Origin of the sequence: Streptomyces reniochalinae (assembly GCF_003323735.1) — a bacterium.
GTDB lineage: Bacteria > Actinomycetota > Actinomycetes > Streptomycetales > Streptomycetaceae > Streptomyces > Streptomyces reniochalinae.
The window spans coordinates 110618-132376 of record NZ_QOIM01000033.1 but is presented as its reverse complement, the minus strand read 5'-3'; the positions used below and the strand labels follow the sequence as shown (position 1 = coordinate 132376).

The 21759-nt window shown below is 71.2% G+C and carries 21 protein-coding genes; 19 read left to right on the top strand and 2 right to left on the bottom strand.

What is annotated here, in order from left to right:
* The first annotated feature begins 206 nt into the window (after window positions 1-206).
* On the top strand, window positions 207-1640 hold the full coding sequence (locus DQ392_RS13965) for a sugar porter family MFS transporter (protein WP_425470529.1): 1434 nt from the start codon (window positions 207-209) through the stop codon (window positions 1638-1640).
* Window positions 1641-1760: 120 nt separating this feature from the next.
* Here the strand turns inward: DQ392_RS13965 and DQ392_RS13960 are convergent, their stop codons facing one another.
* Window positions 1761-2777 (bottom strand): LLM class flavin-dependent oxidoreductase, encoded by a 1017-nt coding sequence (locus DQ392_RS13960; protein WP_114015913.1) that lies wholly within the window; start codon window positions 2775-2777, stop codon window positions 1761-1763.
* Between the two features lie 105 nt (window positions 2778-2882).
* Here DQ392_RS13960 and ftsY point away from each other — a divergent pair, with 105 nt between their 5' ends.
* Entirely contained in the window at window positions 2883-4109 is a 1227-nt protein-coding gene (ftsY, locus tag DQ392_RS13955) for a signal recognition particle-docking protein FtsY (protein ID WP_114015912.1), read from the top strand.
* A 234-nt stretch (window positions 4110-4343) separates the two neighbouring features.
* On the opposite strand, the gene DQ392_RS13950 is transcribed toward ftsY, so the two are convergent.
* Complete coding sequence (locus DQ392_RS13950; protein ID WP_114015911.1) at window positions 4344-5075, bottom strand: bifunctional DNA primase/polymerase; 732 nt, start codon at window positions 5073-5075, stop codon at window positions 4344-4346.
* Window positions 5076-5418: 343 nt separating this feature from the next.
* Here DQ392_RS13950 and DQ392_RS13945 point away from each other — a divergent pair, with 343 nt between their 5' ends.
* The 17 genes from DQ392_RS13945 (at window position 5419) to DQ392_RS13865 (ending at window position 21079) form a co-directional block, all read left to right on the top strand.
* The gene (locus tag DQ392_RS13945) at window positions 5419-7002 is read left to right on the top strand and encodes an NsdA family TPR-like regulatory protein (protein ID WP_114015910.1); all 1584 of its coding nucleotides are present in this window, start codon (window positions 5419-5421) and stop codon (window positions 7000-7002) included.
* Between the two features lie 182 nt (window positions 7003-7184).
* Complete coding sequence (locus DQ392_RS13940; protein WP_114015909.1) at window positions 7185-8468, top strand: ammonium transporter; 1284 nt, start codon at window positions 7185-7187, stop codon at window positions 8466-8468.
* A complete protein-coding gene (locus DQ392_RS13935) occupies window positions 8465-8803 on the top strand; it encodes a P-II family nitrogen regulator (protein WP_114015908.1) in 339 nt (112 codons plus the stop codon). The genes DQ392_RS13940 and DQ392_RS13935 overlap by 4 nt, the downstream gene beginning before the upstream one ends.
* A 262-nt stretch (window positions 8804-9065) precedes the next feature.
* Window positions 9066-10628 carry a signal recognition particle protein gene (gene ffh / locus DQ392_RS13930; protein WP_114015907.1) on the top strand — a complete coding sequence of 521 codons (1563 nt, stop codon included), beginning with the start codon at window positions 9066-9068 and terminating at the stop codon, window positions 10626-10628.
* Between the two features lie 47 nt (window positions 10629-10675).
* The gene (locus DQ392_RS13925) at window positions 10676-11197 is read left to right on the top strand and encodes a GNAT family N-acetyltransferase (protein ID WP_245981448.1); all 522 of its coding nucleotides are present in this window, start codon (window positions 10676-10678) and stop codon (window positions 11195-11197) included.
* Window positions 11198-11389: 192 nt separating this feature from the next.
* The gene (proS, locus tag DQ392_RS13920; RefSeq protein WP_114015906.1) at window positions 11390-12823 is read left to right on the top strand and encodes a proline--tRNA ligase; all 1434 of its coding nucleotides are present in this window, start codon (window positions 11390-11392) and stop codon (window positions 12821-12823) included.
* A 136-nt stretch (window positions 12824-12959) separates the two neighbouring features.
* A complete protein-coding gene (locus tag DQ392_RS13915) occupies window positions 12960-13634 on the top strand; it encodes a hypothetical protein (protein ID WP_181856414.1) in 675 nt (224 codons plus the stop codon).
* Window positions 13635-13925: 291 nt separating this feature from the next.
* On the top strand, window positions 13926-14372 hold the full coding sequence (rpsP, locus tag DQ392_RS13910) for a 30S ribosomal protein S16 (RefSeq protein ID WP_114015904.1): 447 nt from the start codon (window positions 13926-13928) through the stop codon (window positions 14370-14372).
* A 2-nt stretch (window positions 14373-14374) separates the two neighbouring features.
* Complete coding sequence (locus tag DQ392_RS13905; RefSeq protein WP_114015903.1) at window positions 14375-14614, top strand: RNA-binding protein; 240 nt, start codon at window positions 14375-14377, stop codon at window positions 14612-14614.
* Window positions 14615-14759: 145 nt separating this feature from the next.
* Window positions 14760-15353: a ribosome maturation factor RimM gene (rimM, locus tag DQ392_RS13900; protein ID WP_114015902.1), complete on the top strand. Its 594-nt coding sequence runs from the start codon at window positions 14760-14762 to the stop codon at window positions 15351-15353.
* Window positions 15350-16162: a tRNA (guanosine(37)-N1)-methyltransferase TrmD gene (gene trmD, locus DQ392_RS13895; protein WP_114015901.1), complete on the top strand. Its 813-nt coding sequence runs from the start codon at window positions 15350-15352 to the stop codon at window positions 16160-16162. Before rimM ends, trmD begins: the two co-directional genes overlap by 4 nt.
* Window positions 16163-16352: 190 nt before the next feature.
* A complete protein-coding gene (rplS, locus tag DQ392_RS13890) occupies window positions 16353-16703 on the top strand; it encodes a 50S ribosomal protein L19 (protein ID WP_114015900.1) in 351 nt (116 codons plus the stop codon).
* Between the two features lie 44 nt (window positions 16704-16747).
* Window positions 16748-17464 (top strand): signal peptidase I, encoded by a 717-nt coding sequence (lepB, locus tag DQ392_RS13885; protein WP_114015899.1) that lies wholly within the window; start codon window positions 16748-16750, stop codon window positions 17462-17464.
* A 370-nt stretch (window positions 17465-17834) separates the two neighbouring features.
* Complete coding sequence (lepB, locus tag DQ392_RS13880) at window positions 17835-18824, top strand: signal peptidase I (RefSeq protein ID WP_114016020.1); 990 nt, start codon at window positions 17835-17837, stop codon at window positions 18822-18824.
* Window positions 18709-19908, top strand: coding sequence for a signal peptidase I (gene lepB, locus DQ392_RS13875; protein ID WP_425470528.1), 1200 nt, complete (start codon window positions 18709-18711; stop codon window positions 19906-19908). The genes lepB (DQ392_RS13880) and lepB (DQ392_RS13875) overlap by 116 nt, the downstream gene beginning before the upstream one ends.
* Window positions 19909-19978: 70 nt before the next feature.
* Window positions 19979-20716 (top strand): signal peptidase I, encoded by a 738-nt coding sequence (lepB, locus tag DQ392_RS13870; protein ID WP_114015898.1) that lies wholly within the window; start codon window positions 19979-19981, stop codon window positions 20714-20716.
* A gap of 39 nt (window positions 20717-20755) precedes the next feature.
* Window positions 20756-21079 carry a DUF2469 domain-containing protein gene (locus tag DQ392_RS13865; protein ID WP_114015897.1) on the top strand — a complete coding sequence of 108 codons (324 nt, stop codon included), beginning with the start codon at window positions 20756-20758 and terminating at the stop codon, window positions 21077-21079.
* Window positions 21080-21759: the final 680 nt, after the last annotated feature.

The window sequence follows — 21759 nt, the reverse complement described above, 5'->3', positions numbered from 1 at the left end:
TATTGCTTCACAAGCCGAACACTGCATCTGCTGTGTTGTGCGTAGGGTCGCGCAAGCCGACCTATTGACTTCATGAATTGAAGATTTAAAGTCTGAGGTGCCCCCGTGAGCTCGAAGGCGGCTGCGCGCGACGCGCATCCGTCTTCGACCTTTGGACGGAGGCGTCCCCTCCCGGCACCGTGGCCGGGGTACCTCAGGAGAACAACGTGACCAGCACACCGCAGGCGGTGCCGCAGACGCGGCCCGGCTCCGCAGGACACACGGCCCCGCTCGGCCGTGTCGTCTTCATCACCGCCGCAGCCGCCATGGGCGGCTTCCTCTTCGGCTACGACAGCTCAGTGATCAACGGAGCGGTGGAGGCGGTCAGGGACCGTTTCGACGTCGGTTCAGCGCTGCTGGCGCAGGTCATCGCGGCCGCCCTGATCGGCAGCGCCATCGGCGCCGCCATAGCCGGACGCATAGCCGACCGGATCGGCCGCATCCCCGTCATGCGGCTGGCCGCCGTCCTGTTCACCGTCAGCGCCGTCGGCTCGGCCCTCCCGTTCGCGCTGTGGGACCTGGCGCTATGGCGCGTGCTGGGCGGTATCGCCATCGGCATGGCGTCCGTCATCGGCCCCGCCTACATCGCGGAGGTCTCCCCGCCCGCCTACCGCGGCCGGCTCGCCTCCTTCCAGCAGGGCGCCATCGTGCTGGGCATCGCCGTCTCCCAGCTCGTCAACTGGGGCATCCTCACCGTCGCCGACGGGGACCAGCGCGGCACCCTGGCGGGTCTCGAGGCCTGGCAGTGGATGCTCGGCATCATGGTGATCCCCGCGGTCGCCTACTTCCTGCTCTCCTTCCGCATCCCCGAGTCCCCCCGCTTCCTGATCTCCGCGGGACGCGAGAGCGAGGCCCGCCGCGTACTGGCCGGCGTCGAGGGCGAGCGCACCGACCTGGACCAGCGCGTCGACGAGATCGAGACGGCGATGCGCAGCGAGCACCGGTCCTCCTTCCGCGACCTGCTCGGCGGGCGCTTCGGGCTGCTGCCCATCGTGTGGGTCGGCATCGGACTGTCGGTCTTCCAGCAGCTGGTCGGCATCAACGTCGTCTTCTACTACTCCTCGACGCTGTGGCAGTCGGTGGGCGTCGACCCCAGCAGCTCGTTCTTCTACTCCTTCACGACGTCGATCGTGAACATCGTCGGCACCGTCATCGCGATGGTCTTCGTCGACCGGATCGGCCGCAAACCGCTCGCGCTGATCGGTTCGGTGGGCATGACGCTCTCGCTGGCGGCGGTCGCCTGGGCGTTCTCGTACAAGACGGGGTCGGGGGAAGACGTCTCGCTGCCGGACGCCCAGGGCGTCGTCGCCCTCGTCGGCGCGCACACCTTCACGCTGTTCTTCGCGCTCTCGTGGGGCGTGGTCGTCTGGGTGCTGCTCGGCGAGATCTTCCCCAACAGGATCCGCGCCGCCGCGCTCGGTGTCGCGGCCTCCGCCCAGTGGGTCGCCAACTGGGCGATCACGGCCAGCTTCCCGAGCCTGTCGGAGTGGAACCTGTCCGTCACCTACATCGTGTACACGGTCTTCGCCCTGCTCTCCATCCCGTTCATCCTCTTGTGGGTGCGCGAGACCAAGGGCAAGGCGTTGGAGGAGATGGGCTGAAGTCCCCGCCGCCCGCTCCTCGTACGGCGCTGCCCCGGCCCCTCGCCAGGAGCCGGGGCAGCGGACTGTCCGGCTCCGGTGAAAGCGGGCCAGGACGCGACCCTCCGGCTCGCCCCGGCGCTACTCCTCGATCTCCGCGAGCCGGGGGATGACCTTCTCGGCCAGCAGGCGCAGAGAGCGCCTGCCCTCCTCGACGGGCATGCCCCCGCACAGCGGGTGCAGCAGCAGCTGCCGGGCCCCTGCCGGCTGCCCGGCGACCAGCGTCAGGCACTGTTCCGGCGTGAGGAACCGGTAGACGCCCTCCGCGCGCAGGTCCTCCACCGTGGTCGCCCGCGCCGTCATCAGCGAGTGCACGTTGGAGGTCTGCCACGAGGCGTACCGGCGCGCTTCGTGGAGGAAGTGCCCGCCCAGCTCGGCCCAGGCGCGGTCGGGGTCGTCTGTCAGATGCACGGCAGGAAGCTCAGGCGGTGGCAGCAGGCACAGCGGCGCGATCCCGGCATCGGCGCAGCGCTCCTCGTAGTAGCGCGCCAGCTCGGGCAGGTGTGCGGGCAGGAACAACGGCAGCCCCAGCCGTGCGGCGCGGCGTGCCGCCGGACGGGAGCTGCCGCCGACGAACAGCGGCGGGTGCGGGCGGGTGTGCGGGCGGGGGGTGACCCGCACGGTGCGGCCGCGGTAGGTGAACGGCTCGCCCGTCCAGGCGGCCAGCAGCGTCTCCAGCGCCTCGTCCTGGAGTGCGCCGCGCCGGGCGAAGTCCACCCCGAGCGCCTCGTACTCCTCTCTGCGGTAGCCGATCCCCGCCACGGTGATCAGGCGCCCCCCGCTCGCCAGATCGAGGACGGCGAGGTCCTCGGCGAGCCGCAGCGGGTCGTACAGCGGCGCCAGGATCGCGCAGGCCGTCACCAGGGTGTTGCTGGTGCGTCCCAGCAGCGCGCCCGCCAGCGCGAGCGGAGCGGGGAGCCAGCCGTCGGCCGAGCCGTGGTGCTCCTCGACGATGAGAGAGGTCACACCGTGTTCGTCGGCGTAGGCCGCCATCTCCAGCGCCGCGCGGTAGCGGTCGCCCAGCGACGGTTTGGATGTCGCGCCCGAACACGCGTCGGGCTGGACGAGATTGAAGCGGATGGTGGTCGTCACGGTCACGTAGGGCTCCCCGGCAGGCGGCACGGTGCGTGACGGAAGGTAACCCAGCGCGCGCGAGGAGGGAATGACCGCGAAGCGTTGACGGTGGCGGATACTGGAGCCGCTATGGAAATCGTCATCCTTGTCGTAGTCATCGCTGTGGTCGCTCTCGCCGCGATCAGTGGGCTCGTGGTGACCGGCCGGCGCAAGAAGGCGGCCGAGACCGAGGAGCCCCGCACCCCCGAGAGCACGACCGAAGCGCCCACACGTACCGCCGAGCCGACGGTGGGGGAGGAGGCGGAGGCCCCGCCCGAAGGCGCCCGCCGTCCCATCGAGGAGGTCGGCCTCCCCGAAGCGGAGGAGGCGGAGGCACCCCCCACCCCCGAGGCCGCCGAGGCCGCACCCGAGCTGGAGACCCCCGCGCCGACCGCGGGCCGCCTCGTGCGGCTGCGCGCCCGGCTGTCCCGCTCCCAGAACTCCCTGGGCAAGGGGCTGCTGACCCTGCTGTCCCGGGAGCACCTGGACGAGGAGACCTGGGAGGAGGTCGAGGACACCCTGCTGACCGCCGACGTCGGCGTCGGCCCCACCCAGGAACTGGTCGAACGGCTGCGCGAGCGCGTCAAGGTGCTCGGCACCCGCACCCCCGAGGAGTTGCGCACGCTGCTGCGCGAGGAGCTGCTCACCCTCGTCGGCCCCGACCTCGACCGCACCGTCCACACCGAGACGCAGGGGGCCGTCGACCGCCCCGGCGTCGTCCTCGTCGTCGGCGTCAACGGCACCGGCAAGACCACCACCACGGGCAAGCTCGCCCGGGTGCTGGTCGCGGACGGCCAGTCCGTGGTGCTCGGCGCCGCCGACACCTTCCGCGCGGCAGCCGCCGACCAGCTGGAGACCTGGGGCACCCGCGTCGGCGCCCGTACGGTCCGCGGCCCCGAGGGCGGGGACCCGGCCTCGGTCGCCTTCGACGCCGTCAAACAGGGCACCGAGGCGAGCGCCGACGTGGTGCTGATCGACACGGCGGGCCGGCTGCACACCAAGACCGGGCTCATGGACGAGCTCGGCAAGGTCAAGCGCGTCGTGGAGAAGCAGGGCCCCGTCGACGAGGTGCTGCTGGTGCTGGACGCCACGACGGGGCAGAACGGGCTGGTGCAGGCCCGGGTCTTCGCTGAGGTCGTGGACATCACCGGCATCGTCCTGACCAAGCTGGACGGCACCGCCAAGGGCGGCATCGTCATCGCCGTGCAGCGCGAGCTGGGCGTCCCCGTCAAGCTCGTGGGGCTGGGCGAGGGGGCGGACGACCTGGCGCCGTTCGAGCCCGACGCCTTCGTTGACGCCCTGGTCGAGGAGGCCTGAGCCGACGCTTCTGGGCCGGGCCGATGCCCGTGGGCCGGGGCCGACGCCCTGGTCTGCGGCGATGCCCTGGTCTCGGGCCTGCGTCCGGGGCGAGCCCAGGGTGCGGTGCGCTGTGGCGACCGGCCGTTCCGCCGGGTCTCTTCCGTGAGGGCCGCTCGTCGTCCGCCCGTGGTGGGAGGTGTGGGGGTCCGACCCACACCTCCTCCCGGGGGGAGGGCATCCGGCCGGTGCCGACTACCGCGCCGCGGGGCCGCCACCCGCCGTGCGCGGGCGCACGATCGCCGAGCGATGGCAGACGTAGGCCAGCGTTCCCAGCAGCAGCCGCGCCTGCGGCGGACGCCCGGCCGTCTCCAGGGTGGGCGGGCGCAGCCAGCCGACCGGGCCGTGGGCGGCGAGGTCGGAGGGGGGCGCCGTGATGTGCTCCCCCTCGCCCCTGCCGCGCAGGTCGAGGTCCGCGTCGTCCCATCCCGTCCGGTAGAGCAGATCGGGCAGCTCGGCCGCCGCGCCGGGGGCGACCAGGAACCAGGCCCTGCCGTGCGGCGTCACCGCCACGGGGCCCAGCGGCACCCCCATGCGCTCCAGCCGCACCAGCGCGCACCGGCCCGCGTCGAGCCCCACCTCGAGCACGTCGAAGGAGCGGCCTGTCGGCAGCAGGGTGGCGGCGCCGGGCACCTGGGACCAGGCGCGCGTGGCCTCGTCGAGGGTGGCACCCGCGGGCACCTCCAGCGTCGCGTCGAGGGGGTGGTCTCCGGGTGCCGGGCACGCGGCGGCGCCGCACGAACAGGTGACGCGGCCCCCTGACCGCGCGGCCCGGGCGCCCGGGACGACGTCCCAGCCCCACAGGCTCGTGTACTCCGCCACGGTGGTGCACACCTGGGCGCGCTCGCGCCTGCGTGCACCGGGCCGCAGTTCGCGGATCTCGCGGATGCCGCTGAGACCGCCGATGGCGCCGATCGTGAAGCCCATGCTCACTCCAACGGGTCCCGAATGCTGATGGTTACGAAAAGTTGCACACAGTGACGATGGGACTGCCGGAACGGGCGGGGAGTGGGGCCGTCTCTCCGTGGGCTGATGCCCTGTGTCAAGTCAAGCGCTTACTGGCGCTGAAGGGTTCATTCGAAGGGGTGGCGAATGGTGGCGATTCTGCAATTACGCTCGCCAGGCCCGTGATCGTAGGATTACTTTCGGTACACACAGTGGAGAGAGCGCGGCGGCGGATTATGCCTGGGGCATGGCGTGGGCCGAGGGTGCGGTGGGGCGCGCGGGGGAGCGCGGGGCCGCCCCGGCCGGTGTCCGTCGCCGACGCGGGATGGGGGCGTTACCAGTGGCTGAGCGAGGCCGGACGAGCAAGAGCCCGAACGAGCGCCTGGGCTCGTGGTTCGTGCGCAGTGGCTGGTCGAAGGGTGAACTGGCGCGCCAGGTCAACCGCCGTGCACGGCAGTTGGGCGCGCACCACATCAGTACCGACACCTCGCGGGTGCGCCGCTGGCTGGACGGCGAGCAGCCCCGCGAGCCCATCCCCCGCATCCTCTCGGACCTGTTCTCCGAACGCTTCGGCTGCGTCGTCCCCGTCGAGGACCTGGGACTGCGGCCCGCCCGGCGGTCCCCCGCCGCCTCCGGCATCGACCTGCCCTGGGCGGGTCCCCAGACCGTCGCGATGATCAGCGACTTCACCCGCAGTGACCTGATGCTGGGCCAGCGCGGCTTCCTGGGCACCTCGCTGGCCGTCTCCGCCGGTCCCGCCCTCGTCGAGCCCATGCAACGATGGCTGGTCCCCGGACCGCAGTCCGACGCGCCGACGCTCCCGGGGCAGGCCGGCGGGCAGGGCTCAGGGCAGGCCGGCGCGGACGGCCACGGGCGGCCCGGCTCCACGGCCGTTCCCGCGCCCAGGGCGGCGGCCGCGGGGCAGCGGCGTCCGCAGCGGCTCTCGGGACCCGAGCTGGCGCTGCTGGAGCAGACGACGCAGATGTTCCGCGCCTGGGACGCCCAGTGCGGGGGCGGGCTCCGCCGCAAGGCCGTCGTCGGCCAGCTCCACGAGGTCACCGACCTCCTCCAGGAACGTCACCCCGAACCGGTCAGGCGCCGCCTCTTCCGTGTCACGGCCGAACTGTCCGAGCTGGCGGGCTGGATGAGCTACGACGTCGGCCTCCAGCCCACCGCGCAGAAGTACTTCGTCCTCGCCCTGCACGCCGCCAAGGAGGCCGGTGACCGGCCGCTCGGCTCCTTCGTCCTCAGCAAGATGGCCCGCCAGATGATCCACCTGGGCCGCCCTGAGGACGCCCTGGAGCTGACCCATCTCGCCCAGTACGGCAGCAGGGAAGGCTCCACCCCCCGCACCCAGGCCATGCTCCATGCCATGGAGGCCCGCGCCTACGCGAACATGGGTCAGCCGGGCAAGTGCAAGCGCGCCGTGCGGATGGCCGATGAGACCTTCGCCGACATCGACCGCAGCGACGCCGACCCCGACTGGATCCGCTTCTTCTCCGAGGCCGAACTGTGCGCGGAGAACGCGCACTCCTACCGCGACCTGGCCTACTCCTCCGGGCGCAGCCCCAGCTACGCGTCCCTGGCCCGGCCTGCGATGGAGCGTGCCGTCGAACTGTTCGCGCGCGAGGCGCGGGAGGCCGAGGGCGGGGGGCACCAGCGCTCCTACGCGCTCAACCTGATCGGGATGGCCAGCGTGCACCTTCTCCAGAACGAGCCCGAAGGGTGCGTCGCCCGCGCCAGCGAGGCCCTCGGGCTGGCCAAGCGGCTGCGTTCCGAGCGGGTCAACAACCGGCTGCGGCGCACCACCGCGGGTGCCGTCCGCGAGTTCGGCGGGGTCGCGGACGTCGTACACCTCAGCGAGCGGCTGCGCGTGGAACTGGCCGAGAACGAGGCCGTGGCCGGCTGACGCGGACGTGCGCTTCATCTCCTCGTAACACCGTCGGGCCGGTTTTCACGGTCGCGCAACACCGCGTGGCGGCGGCGGAAACCGGGCGGGGGAAATCTGGCGGACACGCCCGCCCTCCCGCGGCCTTCGGCCGGGCGGGGCCCCATGGCCCCCAGGGGCCACGATTCGAGGAGACGTTCGCATTGAACGGCGCGGATACCGCTTTCGTCCTGGTCAGCGCGTTCTTCGTGATGCTGATGACGCCTGGCCTCGCCTTCTTCTACGGCGGCATGGTCCGGGTCAAGAGCGCCCTGAACATGCTGATGATGTCCTTCATCTCGCTGGCGGTCGTCAGCGTGCTGTGGGTGCTCTTCGGCTACTCGCTCACCTTCGGCCCCGACACCGGCGGCCTCATCGGCAACCTCGACCACGCCGGGCTCAGCGGGCTCTCGCCCGACTCCCTCACCGAGCGGGGCGGCATCCCCGTGCTCGCCTTCGTCCTGTTCCAGATGATGTTCGCCGTCCTCGCGCCGGCGCTGATGAGCGGCGCCCTCGCCGACCGCGTGACGTTCGGCGCCTGGGCGGTCTTCCTCGCCCTGTGGGTGACGCTCGTCTACTTCCCCGTCGCGCACTGGGTGTGGGCCGAGGGCGGATGGCTCCGCGAGCTGGAGGTCATCGACTTCGCCGGGGGCACGGCCGTCCACATCAACGCCGGCGTCGGCGCACTGGCCGCCGTCCTGGTCGTCGGCAAGCGCATCGGCTTCACGAAGGACCCGATGCGCCCGCACAACCTGCCGCTGGTCGTGCTGGGCGCCGCCCTGCTCTGGTTCGGCTGGTTCGGCTTCAACGCCGGCTCCGCACTCGCCGCCGACGGCACGGCCGCCACCATGGCGCTCAACACCCAGATCGCCACCGGCGCCGCCCTCGCGGGATGGCTGGCCTACGAGCGCCTGCGCCACGGAGCCTTCACCACGCTGGGCGCGGCCTCGGGGGCGATCGCCGGGCTGGTGGCCATCACCCCGGCAGGCGCCTCGGTCAACGCCATGGGCGCGCTGGTTATCGGCGTGGTGGCCGGCCTCGTCTGCTCCTGGGCGGTCGGCCTGAAGTACAAGCTCGGCTACGACGACTCGCTCGACGTCGTCGGCGTCCACCTCGTCGGCGGTCTCGTCGGCACCCTGCTGGTCGGGTTCCTCGCCGTGGACGGCGTGGGCGGCCCCGTCCAGTTCGGCAAGCAGGCCCTCGGCGCCTTCTCGGTGCTGGCCTTCTCCTTCGCCGTCTCGTGGCTGCTGGCCAAACTGGTGCAGGCCACGATCGGCTTCCGCGCCGACCCCGACGACGAGACGGCCGGCGTCGACCAGGCGTTCCACGCGGAGACGGCGTACGACTTCACCGCCGTCGGCGGCTCCGCGGGCCGTGACCCCGGCGGACCGCCCGCCGCGCCCGGGACTGCCCCTCGTCCGAGCCGCGCGACCAAGGTGGACGCATGAAACTCATCACCGCCGTGATCAAGCCCGCACAGCTCGACGAGGTCAAGGAGGCGCTGCGCGCCTTCGGCGTCCAGGGCCTCACCGTCACCGAGGCCGGAGGATACGGCCGCCAGCGCGGGCACACCGAGGTCTACCGCGGGGCCGCGTACACGGTCGACCTGGTCCCCAAGAAGCGCGTCGAGGTGCTGGTCCCTGACCAGGACGCCGGGCAGCTCGTCGACGTCGTCGTCGAGGCGGCCCGCACCGGGAAGATCGGCGACGGCAAGGTCTGGGCCGTGCCCGTGGAGACCGCCGTGCGCGTCAGGACGGGCGAGCGGGGCCCGGACGCGCTGTGAGCGGTTCCGGAGCGGGGCGACAGCGTCCAGAGTGGTGTGCCCGCTCCCGGCGAGGGACTTGAGCTTCCGCCGCGGGGAGGGGGCCGGCGCGGGGGAGCGGGGTGCGGAACCCTCCAGGGAGCGGTCGGCGGCAGGGGCCGGGGGCCGCCTCGCGGGGAGGCCGTACACCACCCGATCCGGACTGGCGGGGACCCGTTGCCGGGAGGGCGGCTACCCTTGCCAGTGATTGACTCCGCCACCGACCCGAGGACCGACGAGCGCTGTGTTCGATACCCTTTCCGACCGCCTGAGTGCGACGTTCAAGAACCTCCGGGGCAAAGGGCGCCTCAGCGAGGCGGACATCGACGCCACCGCGCGTGAGATCCGCATCGCCCTGCTCGAGGCGGACGTCGCGCTTCCTGTTGTCCGCGCCTTCATCAAGCAGGTCAAGGAACGCGCCGCGGGGGCCGAGGTCTCCCAGGCGCTGAACCCTGCCCAGCAGGTCATCAAGATCGTCAACGAGGAGCTGGTCGGCATCCTCGGCGGCGAGACGAGGCGCCTGCGGTTCGCCAAGAACCCGCCGACCGTCATCATGCTCGCCGGCCTCCAGGGCGCCGGCAAGACGACGCTGGCGGGCAAGCTGGGCCGCTGGCTCCAGCAGCAGGGGCACACGCCGGTCCTGGTCGCGGCGGACCTCCAGCGCCCGAACGCGGTCAACCAGCTCTCGGTCGTCGCCGAGCGCGCCGGGGTGGCCGTCTTCGCGCCGGAGCCGGGCAACGGGGTCGGCGATCCGGTCAAGGTCGCCCAGGACTCGATCACCTACGCGCGTGACAAGCAGCACGACGTGGTCATCGTCGACACCGCGGGACGCCTGGGTATCGACCAGGAGCTGATGCGGCAGGCCGCCGACATCCGCGACGCCGTCAGCCCCGACGAGGTCCTCTTCGTCGTCGACGCCATGATCGGCCAGGACGCGGTCACCACGGCGGAGGCCTTCCAGGAGGGCGTCGGCTTCGACGGCGTCGTGCTCTCCAAGCTGGACGGCGACGCGCGCGGTGGTGCGGCGCTCTCCGTGGCCCAGGTCACCGGCAAGCAGATCATGTTCGCCTCCAACGGCGAGAAGCTGGACGACTTCGACGCCTTCCACCCGGACCGGATGGCGTCCCGCATCCTCGGCATGGGCGACATGCTCACGCTGATCGAGAAGGCGGAGCAGACCTTCAGCCAGCAAGAGGCCGAGAAGATGGCCGCCAAGCTGGCGAAGGGGCCCAAGGAGTTCACGTTCGACGACTTCCTGGCCCAGATGGAGCAGGTCCGCAAGATGGGCTCGCTCTCCAAGCTGCTCGGCATGATGCCGGGCATGGGCCAGATGAAGGAGCAGATCAACAACCTGGACGAGCGCGAGGTCGACCGCACGGCCGCCATCATCAAGTCGATGACGCCGGCGGAGCGCGCGGAGCCCACGCTGATCAACGGCTCCCGCCGGGCCCGTATCGCCCGGGGTTCCGGGGTGGACGTCAGCGCCGTCAAGAACCTGGTCGAGCGCTTCTTCGACGCCCGCAAGATGATGTCCAAGATGGCACAGGGCGGCGGCATGCCGGGTATGCCCGGGATGCCGGGAATGCCCGGAGCCGGGGGCGGCAAGAAGAAGGGCAAGCAGCAGAAGAAGACCAAGGGCAAGCGCCAGTCGGGCAACCCGATGAAGCGCAAGCAGGAGGAGCAGGCCGCGGCCGCCCGCCGGGCCGAGGGCGAGCAGGGTGGCGCCTTCGGCATCCCCGGCGCGGGCCAGGACCCCGGCGACTTCGAACTCCCTCAGGAGTTCAAGGACATGCTGCCCCCGAAGTGACCTCCCCTGACGCGAGCCTGCCGCGGCAAAGGCGGATGATGTCGTCCATGCGCGTATACATCCGCCCCCCGCGGCCCTCCGACGAACAGCTCTACAGCGAGGCCGTCGTGCGGTCGGCAGACCACCTCAGCCCGTGGAACCCCGTCGAGCCCGACGGCCTCCCCGACCTGCTGCGCCGCCAGGGCCCCGCGCTGCGCACCTTCCTCATCCTCGACCGGGAGGACGAGGGCTTGGTCGGCCGGGTGAACGTCGCCAACATCGTCAGGGCGCGCTTCCGCAACGGATCCCTCGGCTACGACAGCTACCTGCCCTACGCCGGGACGGGACGGATGACCGAGGGGCTACGGCTGGTGGTCGACCGTTGCTTCCAGCCGGGACCCGACGGGCTCGGGCTGCACCGGCTGGAGATCAACGTCCAGCCGGAGAACGAGCGGTCACTGGCGATGGCCAAGCGGCTCGGCTTCCGCCACGAGGGCTACTCTCCGCGCATGCTCTTCATCAACGACGCCTGGCGGGACCACGAGCGCTTCGCACTGACCTCGGAGGAGTGGCCGGGGCCGAGCTTCTGACCCCGCCGCGTCGCGCCGGACAAGGCCGCGGAGCCGTCGCCGCGGTCCTGTCCCCTGCCTTTCCGGAGTCCCGCGCTCCCCGCGTGCGCCCGCTGCTCACCGCGCCACGCGCTTCTCCGTTCGGCGCGCCTGAGCGGGCTTCCAGCGGCTTTGCCGCAGCGCGCGCCTGCCGGGCGCCCTACGATGCCCGCCATGGCGAAATCACCCGTCCTCACCCCCAGGGCCGAGGACTTCCCGCGCTGGTATCAGGAACTGGTGAACAAGGCGGAGCTCGCGGAGAACGGGCCAGTGCGCGGCACGATGGTGATCCGACCGTACGGCTACGGCATCTGGGAGCGCATGCAGGCCGACATGGACGCGCGCATCAAGCGCACAGGTGTGCAGAACGCCTACTTCCCCCTGCTGATCCCGCAGTCCTACATGACCAAGGAAGCCGAGCACGTCGAAGGCTTCTCACCCGAACTGGCCGTCGTCACCCACGGCGGAGGCAAGGAGCTGGAGGAGCCCGCCGTGGTGCGGCCCACCTCCGAGACGATCATCAACGACTACTTCGCGAAATGGGTGCAGAGCTACCGCGACCTGCCCCTGCTGATCAACCAGTGGGCCAACGTGGTCCGCTGGGAGATGCGGCCCCGGCTCTTCCTGCGCACCTCCGAGTTCCTGTGGCAGGAGGGGCACACCGCGCACGCCACCTTCGATCAGGCGCGCGACTTCGCCGCCCGCATCCACCGTGACGTCTACCAGGACTTCATGACCGAGGTCCTGGCCATCGACGTGGTGCCCGGCCGCAAGACGGCCCGCGAACGCTTCTCCGGTGCGCTGAACACCCTCACGCTCGAGGCGATGATGGGCGACGGCAAGGCCCTCCAGATGGCCACCAGTCACGAGTTGGGGCAGAACTTCTCCCGCGCCTTCGGCACCAGGTTCCTCACCAGGGAGGGCACCCGCGAACACGCCTGGCAGACCTCCTGGGGCAGCACCACGCGCATGGTGGGCGCGATGGTGATGGCGCACGGCGACGACGACGGACTCCGCCTGCCGCCGCGGCTGGCCCCCGTGCAGGTGGTGGTCCTCGTGGTCAAGGGCGAGGACGCCGTGCTGAGCCGGGCACGTGCCCTGGCCGAGGACCTGAGCACCGCGGGGCTGCGGGTGCGGATCGACGACCGTACGGACGTCCCCTTCGGGCGGCGCGCGGTCGACTGGGAGCTCAAAGGGGTGCCCGTACGGGTCGAGATCGGCCCGCGCGACCTGGCAGGGGAAGCCCCCGGCGGGGGTGGGACCGCCACCCTGGTGCGCCGCGTGCCGCGTACCAAAGAGCAGGTCCCGCTCGCCACCCTGGCCACCGCCCTCCCCGGCTTGCTGGAGGACGACCAGGCCCTCCTGCTGCACCAGACGCGCGAGCGGCGTGAACTGCGCACAGAAAACGTCCGTACCATCGGCGAGGCCGTGGAAGCCGCCACGACCGGCGGATGGGCGCGCCTGCCGTGGTCAGCGCTCGGTCCCGAGGGCGAGACGGCGCTGGCCGAGCACGCGGTGACGGTGCGCTGTCTGGTCGCCGAGGACGGCGCGGTGCCGCGCACGGAGGACGAACCGGGCACGGTCGCGCTGGTGGCGCGCGCCTACTGAGGTGTCCGTACGGACGTGCCCGTACCGGTGATACGTCCCGGGTTGCGGCGGGTGCGCGGCTTGGCCGCAGATCGGGGCACCCGCCCCGCTCCCGCCGCAACGACGCCGACTGACTGGTACGTGCAAAATATTTGCGATGCCCCGGAATCGGAACACCGGGGCCCTTCCGCTCGTTGAGAACGACGTGAGCACGACACCACCAGTTCTCGCCGCCGAGCTGGCAGCCGCCTGGGCCGATATTCAACGGCACCACCCCGAGCTGCCGGACCTGGCCGCGCCCGAATCACTCATCGGAGAGTCCTCGTCCGCCTGCGGTACCGGTCTCTCCTTCGAACGGCTGCTGCACGAGGCAGTCCACGGCATCGCCGCGGCCCGCGGTGTCCGTGACACCTCACGCGCGGGCCGCTATCACAACCGCCGCTTCCTGGCGATCGCCGAGGAGCTGGGGCTCGACCACCCCGAGGAGCCGCATCCGAGCAGCGGCTTCTCCCTCGTGGTCCTCACGCCCGACACCCGGCGGCGCTACCGGCCCACCATCGAGCGGCTCCAGCGGGCCCTGAAGGCCTACAGCGCGGCCACCGACACCGACACCGGGCGCAGTTTCCGCGGCCCCGCCGCGCGCCACGGCTCGTCGGGGGGCGGGGTGCGCGTGAAGGCGGTGTGCGACTGCGGCCGCAACGTCCGGGTCGTTCCCTCGGTGCTCGCGCAGGCCCCCATCATGTGCGGAGCCTGCGGCAAGCAGTTCCGCATCCCCGCCGAGACGGTGCCCGCCGAGATGGCCGCGAGCGCGGAGCCGGTCCCCGTCGGCTGACCCGCACCCGCTGCCGCTCCCAGGCACCCGCCGGGCGGGGCCGTCCCGGATTCCGCCGGCCCGTCGCCTGCTTCCGGTGCGGACTTCCGGCGGGTGCGGGTGCTCGGGGTACGGCGGACGGGGGCGGTTTCCGGGCGGCCACGCGGTGTGGCATCATGGTCGGCTGAACTCGACAGTCGCACAGGACCCCTCTCTCCTCCGGCTGACGCGTCCATCGGACACCCGGCGCCGCAACCCCACGTGGCATCCCCGACGTGTCCACCCACGTCAAGACCAGGAGACACCACACCCGTGGCAGTCAAGATCAAGCTGAAGCGTCTGGGCAAGATCCGTTCGCCTCACTACCGCATCATCGTCGCCGACTCCCGCACCCGCCGTGACGGCCGGGCCATCGAGGAGATCGGCCTGTACCACCCGGTGCAGAACCCCTCGCGCATCGAGGTCGACTCGGAGCGTGTGCAGTACTGGCTCGGCGTCGGCGCCCAGCCGACCGAGCCCGTCGAGGCGATCCTCAAGGTCACCGGCGACTGGCAGAAGTACAAGGGTCTGCCCGCGCCGGAGCCGATGAAGGTCCCGGAGCCGAAGGCCGACAAGCGCGCCCTCTTCGAGGCCGCCGCCAAGGAGTCCGCTGACGAGCCGCAGGGTGAGGCCATCACCCCCAAGGCCAAGAAGGCGGACAAGGCCGAGAAGAAGGCGGACGCCGAGGCGTCGGCCGCCACCGAGTCGACCGAGGCCTGAGGATGCTCGAGGAGGCCCTCGAGCACCTGGTGAAGGGCATCGTCGACCACCCCGGCGAGGTGGGGATCGCATCCCGCAACCTCCGTCGCGGACGCGTGCTGGAGGTCAGGGTGCACCCCGACGACCTCGGCAAGGTGATCGGCCGCAACGGTCGCACCGCGCGCGCTCTGCGCACCGTCGTGGGAGCTCTGGGCGGCCGTGGAATCCGCGTCGACCTCGTCGACGTGGACCAGGTCCGCTGAAGAGCGGTATGCAGCACCGGCACGGGCCGGGGACGGCGACCACGCCGTCCCCGGCCCGTTGTCGCGTCGCCGCCTTCTCCGCCCCTCCCGCCCCTCCCACCCCAGTTTCTTACGTACGGATGAGCACCGAGCACGGAGAGGCACAGTGCAGCTAGTCGTCGCGCGGATCGGCCGCGCCCACGGCATCAAGGGCGAGGTCACGGTCGAGGTCAGGACCGACGAGCCGGAGCTCAGGCTCGCGCCCGGCGCGGTGCTGGCCACGGACCCGGCCTCCGCCGGACCGCTGACCATCGCCGCCGGGCGGGTGCACAGCGGACGGCTGCTGCTGCGCTTCGAGGGCGTCCGCGACCGCAACGCCGCCGAGGCCCTGCGCAACACACTGCTCGTCGCGGAGATCGACCCCGCGGAGCGTCCGGAGGACCCGGAGGAGTTCTACGACCACCAGCTGGAGGATCTGGAGGTGGTCACCGTCGAAGGAACCGTCGTCGGACGTGTCGAGAGCGTCGCGCACCTGCCGGCCCAGGACCTGCTCGTGATCCGCGGCGCGGACGGCGGGGAAGTGCTGGTCCCGTTCGTCAGCGAGATCGTTCCTGAGGTCGACCTGGACGCTCAGCGCGCCGTCATCGACCCGCCGCCCGGCCTCCTCGCCGAGGAGGAGTCCGAGACCGGCCCACTCGAGGAGAAGTTCGACGACTCCGACGAAGAAGAGGCGAGGACCGACCCGGGGAACCCGCGGTGAGGCTCGACGTCGTCTCGATCTTCCCCGAGTACCTGGAGCCGCTGAACGTCTCCCTGGTGGGCAAGGCCCGCAGCCGCGGCGTGCTGGACGTCCGCGTCCACGACCTGCGGGACTGGACGCACGACCGGCACCACACCGTCGACGACACCCCCTACGGGGGCGGCCCCGGCATGGTGATGAAGCCGGAGCCGTGGGGCGAGGCCCTCGACCACGTGCTGGCGAGCGGCGCGCCGGGGCATGAGCGGCCCGTCCTGGTCGTGCCCACCCCCAGCGGCAGACCGTTCACGCAGGAACTGGCCGTCGAACTGTCCGCCGAGCCCTGGCTGGTCTTCACGCCCGCCCGGTACGAGGGCATCGACCGCCGCGTCATCGAGGAGTACGGGGAGCGGCTCGACGTACGGGAGGTCTCCATCGGCGACTACGTGCTCGCCGGCGGGGAAGCCCCGGTGCTCGTCATGGTCGAGGCGATCGCCCGGCTGCTGCCCGGCGTGCTGGGCAACGCGGCCTCGCACCAGGACGACTCCTTCGCGCCCGGTGCCATGGCCGACCTGCTGGAAGGGCCCGTCTACACCAAGCCGCCCGAGTGGCGCGGACGCGGCATCCCCGAGGTGCTGCTCAGCGGCCACCACGGTCGGATCGCCCGCTGGCGCCGCGACCAGGCCTTCGCCCGCACCACCGGTCACCGGCCCGATCTGATCGAGCGCTGCGACCCGGACGCGCTGGACAAGTACGACCGCGCGGCGCTGGAGGAGCTGGGCTGGTACCGGGACGCGGACGACGGCCACTGGCGCCGCCCGCCGGGCGAGTAGCCTCCGCGCGCCTCTCCCGCCCGACCGATTTGGGGCGGAGGGGTGGCCCGTGGAACAATGGGCAGCTGCCTCCCATCCGGCGCGCGACCCTGCCACAGGGGGACCGACGCCCGCCGCGAACGGCGGCTCTCCGACCAGATCACAATATGCCGCTGATGACCTGTGGCATCAGCGAGGAAAGCAGACGGACATGTCTCATCTTCTCGACAGCGTCGACGCCGCGTCCCTGCGCGACGACCTCCCGGCCTTCCGCCCGGGCGACACGGTCAACGTGCACGTGCGCGTCATCGAGGGCAACCGCTCCCGTGTCCAGCAGTTCAAGGGCGTCTGCATCCGCCGCCAGGGCTCCGGCGTGCGGGAGACCTTCACCGTCCGCAAGGTCAGCTTCAGCGTGGGCGTCGAGCGCACCTTCCCGGTGCACACCCCGATCGTCGAGAAGATCGAGGTCGTGACCCGCGGCGACGTCCGCCGCGCCAAGCTGTACTACCTGCGTGACCTGCGCGGCAAGGCCGCGAAGATCAAGGAGAAGCGCGAGAACTGATCTCGCGTCCTCGGTGTTCGGGGCGCCGGTTAGGCTTCCGCCCGATGGACACCGAGGAACAGCACGACGAACCGGAGCGCGATCGCTCCTCCGCTTCCGCACAGGAAGCCGGGGGTCGGTCGCGCTTCGCGCGTCCGGCCCTGTACGCGGGGCTCGTGCTGGGGGCACTCTTGCTGACGAACGCTTTCGTCATGCAGCCTTTCCTGATCCCGAGTTCCTCGATGGACCCCACCCTGCGCGTCGGGGACCGGGTGCTGGTGAACAAACTGGCCTACCGCTTCGGTGACGGTCCACAGCGCGGGGACGTCATCGTCTTCGACGGCACCGATTCGTTCTCCGCGGACGCGGACCCCGACACCAACTCCGTCACGACCGCACTGCGCAAGGCGGGCGCGGCGACCGGGCTGGTGCCGCCCGCCGAGACCGACTACGTCAAGCGCGTCATCGGGGTCGGTGGAGACCTGGTGCGCTGCTGCGACAGGCGGGGAAGGATCGAGGTGAACGGTCGGCCCGTGAGCGAGGACTATCTGCACCCCGGCGACGCGCCCTCCACGGTGCCCTTCGAAACACGGGTACCGGAGGGGCGCCTGTGGGTGATGGGTGACCACCGCGACAAGTCCAGCGATTCCCGTGACCACCTCGGTGATCCCGGCGGTGGCACCGTCCCCGTCGACCGCGTGATCGGACGGGGGGACTGGATCGGCTGGCCGCTGGGCCGCGTCGGCTCCCTCCCCGCGGGTGCGGACGGTGACGATGACTGACCCCGAGGGCGGGTACGGACACCAGCACCCTCACGGGGCAGGGCAGCAACCCCAAGGCCCGTGGCCGCCGCCCCACAACCCGTGGCAGGCCGCCGGATACCCCAGCGACCCCTCGTACGGCCGTGCGGACCCCTATGGGTACGGCGACGTGGCCACGCCCTACCAGCACCCAGGTGCGGCACCGTACGACCGGTCCGGCGCCACGGTTCCCTCCGGCTACCCCGGCGAGGCCGAGCCGTACGACCCCTCCGGTGCGGCGGCCGGGCCATACGACAACGCCACCGGTTCCGCGGGGGCGTACGACCCCTCCGGCGCGCTCCTCGGGCCCGGCGGGGCCGAGGAGTGGGGCCCGGAGGAGGAGTCGGCGCCGCTGCGGCGTCCCGGCCAGGGGCGGGCCGACCGCAGACGGGCCGCGAAACGCATCAAGCGCCGCCGGAGGCTCTCGGCCACGAAGGAGATCCCGATCCTCGTCGGGGTCGCCGTGCTGATCGCTCTCGTGCTCAAGACCTTCCTCGTGCAGGCTTTCGTCATCCCTTCGGGCTCCATGGAGCAGACCATCCGGATCGGCGACAGGGTCCTCGTCGACAAACTCACACCCTGGTTCGGAGCGGAGCCGCACCGCGGTGACGTCGTCGTCTTCGAGGACCCGGGCGGCTGGCTCGAGGACGAGAAGAAGGAGAAGAAGAACGCTCCCTGGGGGATCCAGCAGGGCAAGGAGCTGCTGACCTTCATCGGGCTGCTGCCCTCGGACGACGAGCAGGATCTGATCAAGCGCGTCGTCGGCGTCGGCGGTGACACCGTACGCTGCTGCGACAAGCAGGGACACGTGACGGTGAACGGCACGCCTCTGGATGAGCCGTACGTTCATCCGGGCAACAAGCCCTCGAAGATCGAGTTCGAGGTGACCGTTCCCCACGGACGCGTGTTCGTGATGGGCGACCACCGGGCCAACTCCGCCGACTCCCGTTACCACTTGCAAGAGCCCGACAAGGGAACGATCGGAGTGGACCGGATCGTTGGAAGAGCGGTCGTCATCGCCTGGCCGTTCGACCACTGGAGACGGCTCGAAGAGCCCGAGACCTACGCTTCGGTGCCCGACGCGGGCGGTACTTCGGCGGCGCCGCCCGGGGGCCGTGAGAATCGAGTGGCGCAACTCCCGTTCTCTGCGGAACTTCCGCTCGTTATGGGAGTGGTGGGCTTGTCCCGATTGCGGAACAGGCGAACGCGCAGCGTGAGGAGTGGATGTGGGGGACTTGGCGGTCGGCGCACGGTCCGGTTCCGGGTACCCGGAGGACGAACGTCCTGGTACGGACGGCAGGACGGGCGACGCAGGACCACCGGCCGTGGGAAGAGAGAGTGACGGCGTGACCGCCGAGACCGACGGGACAGCAGCGGGCTCCGGAGCGGGCGGAGACGGGCCGCGCGGCTCTTTCCCGCCCCCCGGCCACCGGCTGCCGGAAGCGGAGCGAGCAGCTCACAGCAAGCGAGACGAGTACACGGACCGGGCCGACCACATGGACGACAACGGCGGGCCGCACCAGAACGCCGAGTGGGGCGGAGCAGGCGGCGGCCGAGAGGACGGCCGCAAGGGCCGTAAGGACGCCAAGCAGCAGCGCTCCTTCTGGAAAGAACTCCCGATGCTCATCGGCATCGCGCTGGTCCTCGCCCTGATCATCAAGACCTTCCTGGTCCAGGCCTTCTCCATCCCCTCGGCTTCCATGCAGGACACCCTCCGGATCGGTGACCGCGTCCTCGTCGACAAGCTCACTCCGTGGTTCGGGGCGACACCCGAGCGCGGCGAAGTCGTCGTCTTCCACGACCCGGGCGGCTGGCTGCCCGAGGCCCAGGTGGAGGAGAACTTCGTCCAGAGCGCGCTCAGCTTCATCGGCCTGATGCCCTCCGCCAACGAGAAGGACCTCATCAAGCGGGTCATCGCGGTAGGCGGCGACACGGTCGAATGCAAGAAGGGCGGAAAGGTCCACGTCAACGGAGAGGCCCTGAACGAGTCCTCGTACATCTACCCCGGCAACAGCCCGTGCGACGACAAGCCGTTCGGCCCCCTCAAGGTGCCCGAGGGCAAGCTGTGGGTGATGGGCGACCACCGTCAGGACTCCCTCGACTCCCGCTACCACCAGAACCAGGCAGGTGGCGGCTTCGTTCCCGAGGGGCAGGTCGTCGGACGGGCCATCGTGAAGGCCTGGCCGATCGACCGGTGGGGCACGCTGCCCGTCCCCGCGACCTTCGACCAGCAGGGCGTCCAGGCACGCGCGCTGAACGCCGCACCCGGTGCCGTCGGGCTCGCCGGAGCTGTCCCGCTGGTGCTCTGGCGCCGCAGGCGGCGGCTCGTTCTGACGGCCAAGCCGGCCGGAGCCGCCAGGCACACCGGGGCCGCGGGGCCCACTGAGCCCACGCCGGCCACCGGAGCGACGAAGGGCGAGGGCTGACGTATCCCGTACTCCTGGGTAGGGTGCCGCGCAGATTCGAGGCTGCCGCGGAGAACCCGGGAGAACGCACGTGAGCAACGCAAGCCGTACCGATGAGGGCCGCGGCCGACTGGGCAACCGACTGTCCGGAGTGGCCGTGGCCCTCGGCTGCGTGCTCTTCCTCGGAGGTTTCGTCTGGGGCGCGCTGCTGTACCAGCCGTACACGGTGCCGACCGACTCCATGGACCCCACCGTGAAGGCCGGAGCCCGGGTGCTGGCCGAGCGTGTGGACGGAGACGAGCTGCACCGGGGCGACGTGGTCGTCTTCCAGGACTCCGTCTGGGGTTCCGTTCCCATGGTCAAGCGGGTCGTGGGCGTCGGAGGCGACAAGGTGGCCTGCTGCGACCGGCAAGGACGGCTCACCGTCAACGGCGAGAGCGTCGACGAGCCTTATCTGCACAGTCAGGGCCGCGACTCGCAGCGGCCCTTCGATTCCACGAAGGTGCCCGAAGGGAAGCTTTTCCTGCTCGGCGACAACCGATCGGCCTCCCTCGACTCGCGCGTACACCTGGAGGACGGCGAGCACGGTGCGGTGCCCCGCTCCGCCGTCAAGGCGCGCGTGGACGCCATAGCCTGGCCCGTCGGCGGGCTCGGCATGCTGCCCGAGGCGAGCGGATTCGCCGACATGCCCGGCGGCACCTCCAGCAGCGGCCCCCTGCCGACGGCACTGCTCGCCGTCGTGGTGGGCGCGGTCCTGGTGCTGGGCGGAGCCGCCTGGGGGCCGATCGCGCGACGCCGCGCGATGTCGGCCCGCCGCCGCTCGGGGTGACGCACAATAGGGGGACGCACGGCTGAAGGGGAACATGCCATGAGCGCCGAGGACCTCGAGAAGTACGAGACCGAGATGGAGCTGAAGCTCTACAGGGAGTACAGGGACGTCGTCGGTCTGTTCAAATACGTGATCGAGACCGACCGGCGCTTCTACCTCACCAACGACTACGAGATGCAGGTCCACTCGGTGCAGGGCGAGGTCTTCTTCGAGGTCTCGATGGCGGACGCCTGGGTGTGGGACATGTACCGGCCGGCCCGGTTCGTCAAACAGGTACGGGTGCTCACGTTCAAGGACGTCAACATCGAGGAGCTGAACAAGAGCGAGCTCGACCTGCCGGAGGATTCGGACTTCAAGGGCTAATCCTGGCGAATCACCCTCGATGTGATCCTTGTGGTCCTGGTGATCCCTGTGGTTTTGGTGGCCCTGGTGATCCCCGTGATCATGGTGATCCTTGTGAGTGACGGAGTTGTCCACAACCACCCGGCGCTCCACAGAAACAGATCAAGATCCACACGCTGCCTCCGGTACCGCCACAGTCGGTGCCGGAGGTGGTTCATGTGAACACCAGCGAAGCGTGGCGCGTTCGGCCCGGTGGCCCGAACGCGCGGAAGATGGACGGTCCCGGCTCGGCCGAACGGCGGACCACCGACCGTCCCGGCTCCGCCGATCAGAGCGACCGGGGAGCGGTCGGGCGAACCTCTGAGGGGCCGCTCCTTGACGACCGAATCCTTGATGGGCGAGGTGGCCAGGGGGCGGGTAGGCGCTGCCCCGGCGGGCAGTGCGACGGCCGGGAGACGGGCGGGCGCAGCGGCCCGGGTGCCGACGGGCGCTGTCGCGCCGGGCGGGGCGAGCGGAATGCCGACGGGCGGAGCGCTGACAGGTCGCGCGGCTCGGGTTCCGTCGGGCGGGGCGCCGGCGGTCGGGAGCCCGCTGACCGGGAGCTCGCCGGTCGGAGGTTCGGCGATGGGGACGTGCAGGGCCGCGACGTCAGCGGGCGCTCCACCGGTGCACAGGGCACCGCTGAATGGGAGCCCAGCGGT

Bases quoted from the DNA above. Each gene is read 5' to 3' on its own strand.
- DQ392_RS13945 (WP_114015910.1), top strand. From the start codon at position 5,419: ATGGGGGCGTTACCAGTGGCTGAGCGAGGCCGGACGAGCAAGAGCCCG.
- DQ392_RS13915 (WP_181856414.1), top strand. From the start codon at position 12,960: ATGCCCCGGAATCGGAACACCGGGGCCCTTCCGCTCGTTGAGAACGAC.
- DQ392_RS13865 (WP_114015897.1), top strand. From the start codon at position 20,756: ATGAGCGCCGAGGACCTCGAGAAGTACGAGACCGAGATGGAGCTGAAG.
- rplS (WP_114015900.1), top strand. From the start codon at position 16,353: ATGTCTCATCTTCTCGACAGCGTCGACGCCGCGTCCCTGCGCGACGAC.
- DQ392_RS13935 (WP_114015908.1), top strand. From the start codon at position 8,465: ATGAAACTCATCACCGCCGTGATCAAGCCCGCACAGCTCGACGAGGTC.
- DQ392_RS13950 (WP_114015911.1), bottom strand. From the start codon at position 5,075: ATGGGCTTCACGATCGGCGCCATCGGCGGTCTCAGCGGCATCCGCGAG.
- DQ392_RS13925 (WP_245981448.1), top strand. From the start codon at position 10,676: ATGCGCGTATACATCCGCCCCCCGCGGCCCTCCGACGAACAGCTCTAC.
- lepB (WP_114015899.1), top strand. From the start codon at position 16,748: ATGGACACCGAGGAACAGCACGACGAACCGGAGCGCGATCGCTCCTCC.
- proS (WP_114015906.1), top strand. From the start codon at position 11,390: ATGGCGAAATCACCCGTCCTCACCCCCAGGGCCGAGGACTTCCCGCGC.
- DQ392_RS13905 (WP_114015903.1), top strand. From the start codon at position 14,375: ATGCTCGAGGAGGCCCTCGAGCACCTGGTGAAGGGCATCGTCGACCAC.
- ftsY (WP_114015912.1), top strand. From the start codon at position 2,883: ATGGAAATCGTCATCCTTGTCGTAGTCATCGCTGTGGTCGCTCTCGCC.